Origin of the sequence: Nesterenkonia massiliensis, from assembly GCF_000455245.1 — a bacterium.
Taxonomy (GTDB): domain Bacteria; phylum Actinomycetota; class Actinomycetes; order Actinomycetales; family Micrococcaceae; genus Nesterenkonia; species Nesterenkonia rhizosphaerae.
Window position 1 is genome coordinate 524,688 of the sequence record NZ_HG005165.1, and the last position, 12,694, is coordinate 537,381.

The following is a 12,694-nucleotide window of genomic DNA, read 5'->3' on the forward strand; positions in this document are numbered from 1 at the left end:
GTGACGACGGCGCCCCTGTGGTCCTCTCGGCACCCGACTCCCCCTCTGGTGCTGCCCTGCGCAGCATCGCAGCACAACTGGCCTCACGGGGCCGAGACATCAGTGGTCGTTCGCTGCCGCTGAGCATCGCCTGAACCTCTATCGCCTGAACCTTAGCGCTTGACCTTCGCCGCCTAAACCTTCTCCACCCTTGGCCGGTGGCCCCTCGTAATAATGATGCCGCTCACATACACTTGTGCCCTGCACCATATGAGCCGCTTCACACCCGCGCTCTTGTGACGCGGACCTTAGCTCGCACCGTATGTACTCGAAGAGGGAGAAAACAATGACGTGGAAAACCCAGAGCCTGCGAGTGGGCGGGTTGCTGGCAGCATCGGCGCTGCTGCTGACCGCCTGCGGAGATGGCGAGGGCAACGGTGACTCTGCAGGAGAGGCCGGCGAAGTCGGCAGCATGGACGCTGAGTTCATCACTATCGCAGCCGGCGGATCCTCCGGACCGTATTACCAGATCGGCGCCACGATGTCCGAGATCCTCGGCACTGAGCTGGACTCCGACACCTCCGTACAGGCCACAGGTGCCTCGGCGGAGAATATCAACATGATCTCCGACGGCGACGCCGAGATCGCATTCGTCATGGGAGACGCCGCGGTCCAGGCCACCGAGGGCACCGGACCTTTCGAGGGCAATGCCCGCGAAGACCTCATGGCGATCATGACCATGTATCCCAATACTGTGCAGCTGGTCGCCACCGCTGCTTCGGGTATTGAGTCGGTGGAGGACCTCGAGGGTCGCAATGTGGCTGTGGGCGACGTCGGCTCCGGCGTGGAGCTCAACGCCCGCACAGTGCTCGAAGCACATGGCATCACCTATGACGACATCAGCGCAGACTACCTCTCCTACGCAGAGGCCACCGATCAGATGGCCAATGGCCACATCGACGCCGCTTTCGTCACCTCCGGACTGCCGAACCCCACCCTGACCGAGCTGGGCACCAATACTGATTTCATTGTCGTGCCCATCGAGGGAGAGGGTGCGGAGAATCTGCTGTCCGAGCATGACTACTTCTCTGAAGACGTCGTCCCCGGCGGCACCTACCTGCAGGATGAGGATGTGCCCACCGTAGGTGTGACCAACCATCTCCTGGTCAGCTCTGAGCTTTCCGAAGACGCCGTCTACGACATCACTGCTGCTTTCTTCGACAACCTTGACCGCCTTCACGGTTCGCACTCTGCAGCACAGCAGATCACCCTGGAGACTGTGACTGATGGCCTGGTGGTACCGCTGCATCCAGGCGCTGCCCGGTACTTCGAGGAACAGGGTGTGGAACTGGACTGAGCCCTTCGGGGAACCGTCACTGTCGCGGCGGCGGCTGCTGGCCCTGAGTGGGTCAGCAGCCGCCGCCGCGCTGGCGCCACTGCTGCTGAACTCCTGCAGCAGCGGACTGCGTCTGGTCTGTGAGCACCAGCGAACAGGTGAGGTCTATGCACAGGCGCCGGTGGAAACCGGAACCCAGGTGACTCTTTCTTGGATCCATTCCATTGAACTTTCACGCTGGAGCGAGACCTATCTGGTGCAACCTGACCGGTTGGTGCTGTCCAGTACTGAGTTCTTCGAATACGGCGCAGGAATGCCCCTGGACGAGGGTGATGTCCATCTCAGAGATGGCAAGATTGTGATCGAGAACATTAATCGGAACTTTGACGCAATCCGTTGGTTCCACTCCCATCGTGCCGACTACCGCATCAGTATCAACGACGATCCATCACTGATCGATGCTTCCGAACTTCCCGACCGTGAACCTCTCACACTGAGCATGAGGAACTAAGACCGTGACCAGCAGTAATGAACACCACAGGACAACAGCCGCAAGTGGTGTAGAGCCCCGAGGACAGTCACAGCTGACCCTCGGGGATGAAGACACGCCCAGCAGCTCTGACTTGAGCACCCTGGTCCCTGAATCCGAGGAGGAGCGCGCAGCACGGGAGGCCGAGGCCCAGGAGGCTGCAGCCAAATACGACGCCGAATCCCGTGTACGGAAGGACCAGTGGCGCCCCCTAGCCGTGGTGATCAGCGGGGTGGCGATCTTCATCGCGCTCTATCACATCTACACCGCCTACCAGCCGCTGCTTCCCACCCTGGTGCACCGCTCACTGCACGTGAGCGTGATGCTGTTCCTGGTGTTCTTGATCTATCCGCCCACTCGGAAGGCGCAGGCAGCACTGTGGCGGATCCCGGACGCGATCTTGGCGCTACTGTCCCTGGTACCCACGTTCTATCTGTGGGCGAACTACGAGCAGGTTGTCCTTCAGGCCGGCCGTTTCTCTGCGCTGGACGTTGCTGTGGGCACCCTCTTGGTGGTCCTGGTGCTGGAGGCCGCACGCCGCGTCACTGGCTGGGCGCTGCCGATTCTGGCGGTGCTGTTCATCCTCTTCGGGCTCTACGGGCGCGAGCTCCCCGGATTGTTCCGGCACCGCGGGTATGACTGGGACACGCTGGCCTATAGCTTCTACGCCACCACCGAGGGCATCTTCTCTACTGCTATCGGGGTCTCTGCGACCTACATCATTCTCTTCATCATCTTCGGCGCGTTCCTGGCGAAGTCCGGTATGAGCCTGATGTTCAACGACCTCGCACTGGCTATTGCAGGACAGACACGCGGCGGACCGGCCAAGGTCGCCACCGTCGCCTCAGGCTTCATGGGCTCCATCAACGGTGCGGCAATTGCCAATGTGGTCTCCACCGGGGCCTTCACCATCCCGCTGATGAAGAAGATCGGCTATACCCGCACCTTCGCCGGGGCTGTGGAGTCCACCGCCTCGGTGGGCGGACAGATCCTGCCGCCCATCATGGGTGCTGCGGCGTTCATCATGGCCGAGACGCTCGGGGTCCCCTACACCACTGTCGCCCTGGCCGCGATTGTTCCAGCGCTTCTGTACTACGTGAGCTTGATCGCCCAGATTCACCTGCGCGCCACACGCATGGGACTCAAAGGCATCTCCAAGGAGAACCTGCCGGCTGTCCTGGATGTGCTCAAGGAGCGCGGACACCTGATGCTGCCGCTGCTGTTCCTGCTCTACATGCTCTTCTTCTCCGGACGCACTATCCTGTTCTCCGCCGCGATGACCATTGTGGTGACTGTACTGGTGGCCATGCTGCGCAAAACCACACGCATGGGCCCCAAGCAGATCCTGGCCGCCTTGGAGGATGGCACCCGTTCTGCATTGGGCGTGGCGGTGGCTTGCGCTTGCGTGGGCATCATCGTTGGCGTAGTGAGCATCTCTGGCTTCGGCGTAACTCTGGCCAGCGCGATTGTCTCGCTTTCTGGCGGAGTGCTCTTCTGGACCCTGGTCTTCACCATGATCGCCTGCTTGGTGCTAGGCATGGGACTGCCCTCCATCCCGGCGTATATCGTCACCGCCACTATGGCAGCTCCGGCGCTGACCCAGCTGGGCGTGGAACCACTGGTGGCGCACCTTTTCGTCTTCTACTTCGGGTTGTTCGCGAATATCACCCCGCCAGTGGCGCTGGCGTCTTTCGCTGCCGCTGGCATCTCCGGAGGCAAACCTATGGCCACCGGGCTGGCCTCTTTGAAGTTGGCCTCAGCGGGCTTCGTGATTCCCTATATCTTCGTTTACAACCCGGATCTGCTGCTGCTTGATGTCAGCTTCCTCGATGGCGCCGCAGTGGTCATCTCGGCGATCGTGGCAATTCTGCTGCTCTCCACAGCAATCGAGGGCCACTTCATGGTGGATATGGCGTGGTACTTGCGGCCGGTGATCGCCGCAGGAGCAATCATGATGCTCAATACCAATCTCACCTTAGACCTCATCGGTCTTGGCCTGGTGATTCTGGTGCTGGCAGTGCAGATGCTCAAAGCCCGCTCTGCTGGCAGGTTGAGCATCCGCTCGATCTGAGCTCAGCAGCCTAATCGAGGTGCGACCGGTTAGGTCGCGTCAGAATCAAACGGCGCGAAGGCGCTGGCCAGGGGATCCTGGTCAGCGCCTTCGTCGTCTGCTGTCCCGGCCTCTGTACCTGCTGTCCCAGCTGCTGCACCAGCGACTCCTGCGGCCGTAGCCCGCTGGCTGCCAGCTGCCGGAGCGGAACTGAAGAGCGCCCGGGGGTCCACTGATTTCTGCAGGTTCTGCACTCCTGCGCGCGCCTGGTCATAATCATCGGCAAGCGCCTCACGGATGATCCGCCGGGGGTCATACTGGCGCGGATCGTATTTGTGCCAGTCCACCGCGTCGAAGTCCGTTCCGGTCTCCTCACGGAACCGGACTTTGGCATCTTCTGCCATACCACGCGCTTTGCGGACCCATCCTGCCAGGGTCTGAGCATACTGCGGCAGACGTTCAGGCCCCAGGATCACCAGGGCCAGCACTATGAGTATCAGAAACTCGTAGACGTTGATGCCGGGCACAGGGCAACTTTACCGTCTATCGCAGCCAGGAGCTGATCTTATCGAACCCGCGTTCCAAACGGTCAGCGGTTCCCGGTGAGGTGGGCAGCATCTGCACGCGCGAGCGGTCCGTAATCATCACCCAGGAGGTCACCTCTGAAGCTGCGGCGGCAGGCAGGTCTGAGCTGATGACGTACTGGACGCTTCCGGTCTCCACGGCGGTAGTCCAGGCGGTTCCACCGCGATCGATGAACAGCAGTGCTTCCTGACCTGTCGAGAGCAGAATACGCTCTGAGGTCACGGACGCCAGATCGATGCGAGACATCAGCTTCTCGGACAGCGGCGCCAGAACCAGATCCTCTTCTTCCACCCGGGTCTCAGCGACGGTGACGTAGTTGCGGCCGTCGCTCATGTTCAGCTGCATAGTGCGCACACCGTCAACTGAACCGGTCTTCAGGGACTTCGAGCGCATGTTGTAGCCGCCTTCGAGATACGGCACTGCCCAGCCCAGACGTTTGAGCTGACTGAGGTTGTCCAGCGAGATCTCGCGAATAGGGGCGGCACCCTGTGCACCGGGCAGAATGACCGGCTCCTCCAGGGGTGCCTGCTGCCCAGCGGCCGCGGTGTTCACCGCAGTGCCTGAATCTGCGTTCTCCCGGGTCGGAAGCTCATCTGCGGCTCGCGGCTCTGGAGGCAGAAGAGATTGCAGAGTAGGCACCGGAACCGCTCGACCGCCGAGAAACCACGCAGTGGCAACAATCAGGCATAGCACGGTGGCCAGAGAGGTCAGGAAGACAGCACAAATCCAGCCGACCGACAAACGTCCGGCTCGTCTAGCTACGGAACCCCCAGCTGCCGTGGTGGCAGGCTCAGGCTCCCGAAGAATTCCGTTCTCCCTGGGCATCCTGGTAAGTGTGCCCGGGAAACCTGAGAATATCCTTAAAATTTTCAATGAAGGTCGGCCTGCTCACTGGAGAGCCGGAACTATAGGATTAACCCGTATCGCAGGGAGGATCCGCACAACTATGAGCAGCGCACCTACGGCCAAGCACGCGAGCTGGGCCTACGCCGAACAGCACAGCGGGCAGGACCCGGTGTTTGAAGCTGCCCGGCTGCGAGCTGCCGAACTCGGCGTGAACACCATCGGAGAAGGGACAGCCTCGGCCCTTATCGCCTTGGCGGCAGCCAGAAGAGCCCACAGCATTGTGGAAGTAGGCACCGGAGTGGGCGCCTCTTCTGCTGCGCTGCTGCGTGGCGCCCCGGAGGCTGTCCTGACCACCATAGATGTAGATCCCGATCACAGTGCTGCCGCTCGGGATCTGTTGCGCCAAGAAGGTATCAGCCCTTCGCGCACCAGGCTGATCACCGGGCGAGCTGAGCAGGTACTCCCCCGCCTGAAGACGCAGGGCTATGACATGGTCTTTGTCGACACGGATCCGGCGAGCGCTGCTGAATTCGCTTACGAGGCAGTCCGCCTGCTCCGCACCGGGGGCATGCTGTTGATCAATGACGCTCTTCACGGTGACCGCGTGCCGCGTCCTGCCGTGCGGGATGCTGGGACTCACGCGCTCCGAACACTAGAGCGCGCCCTCCTTGAGGATGAACGGGTCACCACAGCGCTGTTCGGCACCGGAACCGGACTGCTGCTGGCAGTACGGACCTGAGCACAGTCACGCTCATATAGCGCCGACGCCCTTGGCAGGGCGGGGATACTGTTACTCGCCGACGGCCTCGACCAGGCACTGCTTCAAAGCCTGTGCCTCGTCATTGTTGATCTCCAGCACCAAACGTCCGCCGCCGTCGATGGGCACACGCATGATCAGGCTGCGTCCTTCCTGGGTGACCTCCATTGGACCGTCGCCAGTACGCGGTTTCATTGCAGCCATCGAGTGATTCCCTCTCGTGTCAGGTATGCCGGTGTGAGGCTTGTCGTCCTCTATTATCGCTCACTAGGTCCAGATGTCATCTCAGTCACGGTGCGGGCTGCCTCTTCTGAAGGTGCCAGAGCCCGTTCCTCCGGCGAGTCAGCCTGCTTCTGCTGGGCCTGGAGCTGCTGAACCAGAGCGTCCACAAGAGCGTCCACCTGATCCATCCGGTAGCCGCGTACCCCCGAGTCGAAACGCAGTTGCTCAAGGTCTTCAGCCCTGATATTGCCCGCCGAGCGCTGCAGCAAGTGCAGCACGCTGTGCGCTCCACCCACGGTCCCTTCCTCCTGCGGAATTTCGGCTCCATCCCAGCGGCCGACAAGAAGCATGATGATCAGTCCGATGAGCACCAAGGCGAGCAGATAGAGCCACAACATAGTCCTACAGTATCGGGTGACTGCGGGATTCTGAGTGCAGTGCGGGCAGCGTCTCAGCTGAGACCTGAAGTCAGTGCGGGCAATATCTGACCGCTTGTTCCGCGCACACAGTAGTCCATCAGTTCGCTCAGTTCGGTCTCTTCGGGGTTCACCTCCACCAGGGGGGTACCTCGCTCGAGGGCCAGAAGCGGCAGGGAGGCAGCGGGCTGAACAATGCCGGAGGTGCCCACTACCAGTACAAGATCAGCACGCCGGATCGCTTCGGCCGCGGCCTCAAACGCCTCTACCGGCAGCATCTCCCCGAACCATACGACGCCGGGGCGCAACAGTCCGTTCTCGCAGTGTTCGCATGGAGGTGTCGGTTCAGGTTCAGGGGGCGACTGGAAGCCGTCATAGTCGGGACGAGGCAGCTCCTGCGGTTCGCCACAGTCCACGCAGCGATAAGCGGAAATACTGCCGTGAAGGTGGGCCAGAACCTCAGCTCCGGCACGTTCGTGAAGGTCATCGACGTTCTGCGTCACAATGGTCACAGAACCCCCGCGCCGCATGAGCGCGCGCTGCCATGCTGCCAGGCTGAGATGACCTGGATTTGGCTGCACCTGCTGGATCAGCGCCTGGCGCCACCGGTACCAGGTCCACACCAGATCCGGGTTGCAGGCAAAAGCCTCCGCGGTGGCGAGATCCTCCGCGGAGAAGCGCTCCCAGAGACCGGCCTGCACCTCCCGGAAGGTCGGCACTCCGGACTCTGCACTGATGCCGGCGCCGGAAAGCACAGCGACGTGGCGTGCCCGGTGGGCCAACGCTCGGATGTCCTCGGTGATGTCGTGGAGCACCTGCATAGATCTACGGTACAGCGCACCTCCTGAAGACTGCCTGGGCGCCGGATGCTGCAGTAAGCTCAGACTTGAGACGTACCGAGAGAGGAACCTCCATGGCAGAGCCGCAGTACGGTCACAGCGCCCCGCGTCCCATGACCGCCGGTGAGGAGCAGGGCTGGGGTGTGGGTATGCACCTGGGCGGCCTCGTGCTCAGCTGGCTTGTGCCGGTAGTACTATGGCTGGTCTTCCGTGAGCGCTCCCGGATGCTCGACGATCACGGCAAAGAAGCAGTGAACTGGCAGATCACATTCTTCATCTTCTATGTGATCAGTGTGGTACTAATGCTGGTGCTGGTGGGATTTGTGCTGCTGCCGCTGCTCTACATCGTCAATGTCATCTTCAGCATTCTGGCGGCACTAGCCGCCTACCGCCGCCAGCCCTTCCGCTACCCCTTCGCTATTCGTCTGCTCAAATAGCCGTGACCTGCTGGTCCGTTCCGGTCCTTGGGCTCGCAGCGGGAGCCACGCTGCTCGCTGCCTCCGCCTGTTCAGGCGGGGGTGCCCATATGGGCGAAGACCGGCTGCCGGAGGGTGAGGTCCATCTGCAGCAGCCGGTCACCGTCGTAGGCGGTGATTCACCCACACTTTGCGTGGGCATGGTTATGGAGTCAGCCCCGCCGCAGTGTGAAGGGCCCACGATCACCAACTGGGACTGGGGCAGCTATGAGGGGACATATGTGGCACACCCTGAAGGCTCCTGGGGTGATTTTCTTCTGCGGGGCGTCCACGATGCGCGGGCCAACACCTTCACCGTGACAGAGGCAGAACCCAACTCCCCTCCGTCGAACTGACCCTGCCGCCTAAGCGCCAAAAAGGCGCCGTCGCTGGCCCCCTGATACGGGAACTAGCGACGACGCCTGCTGGCTTAGGTGAGAGCGAATCCTTATGCGTCTCAGCTCTTGCGGTTGTACAGGAACATCGACAGCGGAGCGAAGATCGCCACCAGCACAGCGCAGTAGATGAACACCAGGGTGATGCTGCCGACATCGTAGGTTCCGTCCATCAGCTCGCGAATTGCGGTGACGACAACGGACACCGGGTTGGCCTCCACCACACCCTGCAGCCAGTTGGGCATGGTTTCGGTGGGCACGAAGATATTCGAGGCAAAGGTCAGCGGCATCATGATGGTCATTGACGCGCCCATCACCGCTTCTTCAGTGGGCAGCAGCAGTGAGAGAGTGGTCCACACCCAGGAGAGGCAGAAGCTGAACACCAGCAGCAGCAGGAACCCAGCTGCTGCTCCGCTCAGTCCGCCCTCAGGCCGGAAGCCCACCAGGAAGCCCACACCCAGGATGATGACTCCAGCCAGGGTGTAGCGGACCTGGTCTCCCAGCAGGGCGCCTACCAGCTGCGCAGGCCGCCAGGTAGGCAGCGAGCGGAACCGGTCGAAGATACCCTTGGAGATGTCCTTATTCAGGGTCATGCCGGTGTACATGGTGATCATGATCAGCGTCTGCACAAAGATGCCAGGAATGAAGAACTGGACATACTCGCTCACTGCAGGGCCGCCGGTCTGGCCGGTGCCTGAGACCACCGCACCCATGGCGCCACCAAAGATGTAGGTGAACATCACCGTCATGATGATCGGGAAGATCGTCACGTCAAAGAGCTGCATGGGGATGTGCTTGATCTTCAGCATGGCCCGCCAGCCGAAGGTGATGGAGGCGCTCACTGCGCTGGAGGGAGTGGGACGTTCAGTCTCCGGAAGGAGGACGCCTAGAACTTTCTGGCCTTCGGCGACGCGAGATTCAGTCATGGTGCTCACTTGGAGGTCTCCTCATTCTCATTCTGCTCGGCGGCGTCGCCTTCCTTGGACTTCTCCTCAGCAGGCTTGCCGGTCAAGGCCAGGAACACCTCATCCAGGCTGGGCTGGCCCAGGGAGAAGGTCTCGACCCCCACCGCGGCCTCTTCTAGGGCATTGAGCGCCACCGCGGCGTTCTGTCCCTCTCCCAGACGTGCGGTCAGTGCCGCGGCGTCAGATTCGCGGACTACTTCAACATTGAGGGTGCGAGTCAGGATCTCGGCTGCAGGCTCACGGTCTGCGGGATCAACCACCCGCACTTTCAGGGCACCGGCGCCCACCTGCGCCTTAAGCTGACCGGGAGTACCTTCGGCAATGACCTTGCCGTGATCGATGACGGCCAGCCGGTCTGCCAGCTGATCTGCTTCCTCCAGGTACTGGGTGGTCAGCAGGATGGTAGTTCCGCCGTCTACCAAGGTACGAATAATGTCCCAGACCTGATTACGGCTACGCGGGTCGATTCCGGTGGTGGGCTCATCCAGGAACATCAGCTCGGGAGTGACAATGAGCGATCCTGCGATGTCGAGTCGGCGGCGCATACCGCCGGAGAACTTCTTCACCTGACGATTCGCGGCATCGGTCAGCCCGAAGGCCTCCAACAGGTCCATGCCGCGGGCGCAAGCCGCGTGCTTGGAGAAGCCCAGCAGCCGGCCCAGCAGAATCAAATTCTCGATGCCGGTGAGGTCCTCATCCAGGGAGGCGAACTGGCCGGTCAATGCGATCTTCTCGCGGATACTCTTCGGCTCGGCGAAGACATCGTGACCTAGCACAGTCGCGCTGCCTTCATCCGGTCGAAGCAGCGTGGCCAGCATCCGGATAGCGGTGGTCTTACCGGCACCATTGGGCCCCAGCACACCGTAGATGCCGCCTCGTTTGATGGACAGGTCCACGCCGTCGACAGCGGTGTTCTCTTTAAACCTCTTGACCAAACCGTGAGTTTCCACGGCGAGATCAGAGGCGGCGTGAATGCCGGGGGCGGGCGCTGATGCAGGCGCGCTCATAGGTGTGCCTCTCAAAGGGGTAAAGGGGTGCAGGGAGATTCCTGACTCAGGTTACCGGTGAGAGATGAACTGAACAGCCCCGTTTAATCGTTCAGTCGTTGCCAGATGTAGCGATAAATGAGTGCATTCATCACTGCCCGCTGCTCAGGGTTGGCTGCTCCGCCGTGCCCGCCTTCGGTGTTCTCCCAGTAGGTGACGTCTACCCCGAGGTCCTGAAGTGCAGCTGTCATTTTGCGGGCATGGCCCGGATGGACCCGGTCATCGCGGGTGGAGGTAGTCAGCAGCACCGGTGGGTAGTCACGTCCCTTCTCCAGGAGATGATAGGGGGAGAAAGTCTGGATGTAGTCCCAGTCTGAGGTCTCGGGGTCCCCGTACTCTGCTCGCCAGGAGGCCCCGGCCAACAGATGCGAGTAGCGCCGCATATCCAGCAGCGGCACCTGGATGACAACCGCCCCGAACAGGTGAGGGTACTGAGTGAGCATATTGCCAGTGAGCAGACCGCCATTGGACCCACCGCGGCAAGCTAGTTTCTCCACCGTGGTCACTCCGGTTTCCACCAGATCCTCTGCCACCGCGGCGAAGTCCTCATAGGCCCGGTGCCGGTTTTCCTTTAGCGCCGCCTGGTGCCACCGTGGGCCGTATTCACCGCCGCCGCGAATATTGGCCAGGGCGAAAACTCCACCCTTCTCCAGCCAGGCTTTGCCCACCAGGGACAGGTAGCCAGGGGTCTGACTGATCTCGAATCCGCCGTAGCCATAGAGCACTGTGGGCTGGGGTTCGGGCCCGACGATGCTGGTCTCGCCCGGGACATTCTGCTGAGTCTCGACGGCGGCTTGGACAGTCTCTGCCGGACCAATCAGGAAGTAGGGGATTTTGGTGCCGTCGGCGCTGGTGGCAAATCGTTGAGCGGTGGCCAGGCCGGAGGCCTCGAACCGTTCCGGGGTCTGTTTCAGCCGCTGAGCGGTCTCTTCCTCACCCTCGAGCAACGGAGCAAGACTGCCAAGATACTTGGTGGTGGGGATCAGGAAATCCTCAGCGGTGATCCACACGTCATCACTTTCCCGCGGGTCCACTGCGCTGACCGAGACTGACCCGGTGATGCTGTCAAAGACCCGCTTGCTCTGCCAGTGACCTGAATTCCGCCAGTGAGCTTCTACATGCTCCACCACGTCTTCCATCACGGTCAGCACAAAGACATTGCGAGTAGCGGTGATGCCCTGCAGCGAAGTGGACTCTGTGGGTACGAACAGTGGAGTGAGCTTGACGACGTCCTCGTCATCCCGCGGCCCGCTCAGGAAAGTCTCGGCGTCGGCGACATAGAGGCTTCCACCGGGCAGCGTGGTTCCTGCGATGAGGGTGTCGGTACGCGGTGCGAAGAAGATCAGGTCGCGGTGGAAGCCCAGCCGCACGTCAGTGGCCACGTCAATCCGAGTCAAGATGGGTTCATCCTCAGCGTCATAGCTGAGCACATAGGTCTCTGAGTCATAGAAGCCGATGACGCGGCTGGCCAGGTGACGTTCATAGCCCTCAGTCGAGTCATAGCCAGCACCGGCGACCATATCGTCCTCGGCAACGCTGATGATCGGCTCCGCCTGGGTCAGCAGGGTGCCGCGCTTCCACCGCCTGGCGATGCGCGGGTACCCGGAGCTAGTCACCGGACTGCCGAGTTCGTCGCTTCCGGCGATGTCCACTGCCGCATAGACAGTGTCCTCATCAATCCAGCTCAGGCTGCCTTTGCCCTCTGGCTTATAGAAGCCGCCCTCTTCCTGCGGGATGAACTGCTTGGACAGCAGGTCAAACTCCCTGGTGACATCTGCATCCGATCCACCACGGGAGAGCGAGATCAGCGCACGCCGCCAAGGGCTGTCTGCTGCCCCCGGGACAGGGCGAAGCACGGTGGCACCGTGCCAGACCCAAGTAGTGCCTTCCTGGGCGGAGAGCGCGTCCAGATCCAGGATGATCTCCCATTCTGGTTTCTCACCGCGGTAGGACTCCAAGGTGGTGCGCCGCCACAGCCCCTGAGGGTGCTCGGCGTCGGTCCAGAAGTTATACAGGTGAGGGCCGCGCTTGACGACTCCGGGAATGCGATCTGCGGCGTCCATGATCTGACGCAGCTCGTCCTTCAACGGAACGAAGGCCTCATCCTGCAGTGCTGCCTCGGCCTTCGCGTTGTGTTCGCTCACCCAGTCCAGAGCCTGTTCGCCTTCGACATCCTCTAACCACAGGAAAGGGTCGTTCTGCGGATCGATCAGCCGGGAGTCCTTAAGATCAGCCATGGGCCGAGTCTAGACTGACACCGGTGCTGCCCACCGA

At 61.6% G+C, this 12,694-nt stretch carries 14 protein-coding genes; 6 read left to right on the plus strand and 8 right to left on the minus strand.

Annotation, left to right across the window (positions count from 1 at the left end):
- Positions 1–325 precede the first annotated feature (325 nt).
- The 3 genes from TX78_RS02425 to TX78_RS02435 all read left to right on the plus strand — a co-directional run bounded on the left by TX78_RS02425 (position 326) and on the right by TX78_RS02435 (position 3,915).
- Positions 326–1,336, plus strand: coding sequence for a TAXI family TRAP transporter solute-binding subunit (locus TX78_RS02425; protein WP_044493217.1), 1,011 nt, complete (start codon positions 326–328; stop codon positions 1,334–1,336).
- Positions 1,320–1,826: a DUF1850 domain-containing protein gene (locus tag TX78_RS02430; protein ID WP_044493218.1), complete on the plus strand. Its 507-nt coding sequence runs from the start codon at positions 1,320–1,322 to the stop codon at positions 1,824–1,826. The genes TX78_RS02425 and TX78_RS02430 overlap by 17 nt, the downstream gene beginning before the upstream one ends.
- A gap of 112 nt (positions 1,827–1,938) precedes the next feature.
- Positions 1,939–3,915, plus strand: a complete 1,977-nt coding sequence (locus TX78_RS02435; protein WP_199765241.1) for a TRAP transporter permease — start codon at positions 1,939–1,941, stop codon at positions 3,913–3,915.
- A gap of 29 nt (positions 3,916–3,944) precedes the next feature.
- Here TX78_RS02435 and TX78_RS02440 read toward each other — a convergent pair whose 3' ends face one another.
- On the minus strand, positions 3,945–4,421 hold the full coding sequence (locus tag TX78_RS02440) for a Sec-independent protein translocase family protein (RefSeq protein WP_044493220.1): 477 nt from the start codon (positions 4,419–4,421) through the stop codon (positions 3,945–3,947).
- Positions 4,422–4,437: 16 nt separating this feature from the next.
- Positions 4,438–5,304 carry a hypothetical protein gene (locus TX78_RS02445; protein WP_044493222.1) on the minus strand — a complete coding sequence of 289 codons (867 nt, stop codon included), beginning with the start codon at positions 5,302–5,304 and terminating at the stop codon, positions 4,438–4,440.
- Positions 5,305–5,425: 121 nt separating this feature from the next.
- On the opposite strand from TX78_RS02445, the gene TX78_RS02450 reads away from it, so the two are divergent.
- On the plus strand, positions 5,426–6,064 hold the full coding sequence (locus TX78_RS02450) for an O-methyltransferase (RefSeq protein ID WP_044493223.1): 639 nt from the start codon (positions 5,426–5,428) through the stop codon (positions 6,062–6,064).
- Positions 6,065–6,115: 51 nt separating this feature from the next.
- Here TX78_RS02450 and TX78_RS12915 read toward each other — a convergent pair whose 3' ends face one another.
- The 3 genes from TX78_RS12915 to TX78_RS02460 are packed head-to-tail and all read right to left on the minus strand — an operon-like array spanning position 6,116 to position 7,541.
- The gene (locus TX78_RS12915) at positions 6,116–6,286 is read right to left on the minus strand and encodes a DUF3117 domain-containing protein (protein WP_069956225.1); all 171 of its coding nucleotides are present in this window, start codon (positions 6,284–6,286) and stop codon (positions 6,116–6,118) included.
- Between the two features lie 53 nt (positions 6,287–6,339).
- A complete protein-coding gene (locus TX78_RS02455; protein ID WP_044493224.1) occupies positions 6,340–6,702 on the minus strand; it encodes a DivIVA domain-containing protein in 363 nt (120 codons plus the stop codon).
- A 53-nt stretch (positions 6,703–6,755) separates the two neighbouring features.
- Positions 6,756–7,541, minus strand: coding sequence for an SIR2 family NAD-dependent protein deacylase (locus TX78_RS02460; protein WP_044493225.1), 786 nt, complete (start codon positions 7,539–7,541; stop codon positions 6,756–6,758).
- Positions 7,542–7,633: 92 nt separating this feature from the next.
- On the opposite strand from TX78_RS02460, the gene TX78_RS02465 reads away from it, so the two are divergent.
- Both TX78_RS02465 and TX78_RS02470 read left to right on the plus strand, forming a co-directional pair.
- The gene (locus TX78_RS02465) at positions 7,634–7,996 is read left to right on the plus strand and encodes a DUF4870 domain-containing protein (protein ID WP_044493227.1); all 363 of its coding nucleotides are present in this window, start codon (positions 7,634–7,636) and stop codon (positions 7,994–7,996) included.
- Positions 7,997–8,085: 89 nt separating this feature from the next.
- Complete coding sequence (locus tag TX78_RS02470) at positions 8,086–8,370, plus strand: hypothetical protein (RefSeq protein ID WP_044493230.1); 285 nt, start codon at positions 8,086–8,088, stop codon at positions 8,368–8,370.
- Positions 8,371–8,471: 101 nt separating this feature from the next.
- Here the strand turns inward: TX78_RS02470 and TX78_RS02475 are convergent, their stop codons facing one another.
- The 3 genes from TX78_RS02475 to TX78_RS02485 form a co-directional block, all read right to left on the minus strand.
- Positions 8,472–9,335, minus strand: a complete 864-nt coding sequence (locus TX78_RS02475) for an ABC transporter permease (protein ID WP_044493606.1) — start codon at positions 9,333–9,335, stop codon at positions 8,472–8,474.
- A gap of 5 nt (positions 9,336–9,340) precedes the next feature.
- Positions 9,341–10,381, minus strand: a complete 1,041-nt coding sequence (locus TX78_RS02480; RefSeq protein ID WP_044493232.1) for a daunorubicin resistance protein DrrA family ABC transporter ATP-binding protein — start codon at positions 10,379–10,381, stop codon at positions 9,341–9,343.
- A gap of 83 nt (positions 10,382–10,464) precedes the next feature.
- The gene (locus TX78_RS02485; RefSeq protein WP_044493233.1) at positions 10,465–12,657 is read right to left on the minus strand and encodes a prolyl oligopeptidase family serine peptidase; all 2,193 of its coding nucleotides are present in this window, start codon (positions 12,655–12,657) and stop codon (positions 10,465–10,467) included.
- Between the last annotated feature and the right edge of the window lie 37 nt (positions 12,658–12,694).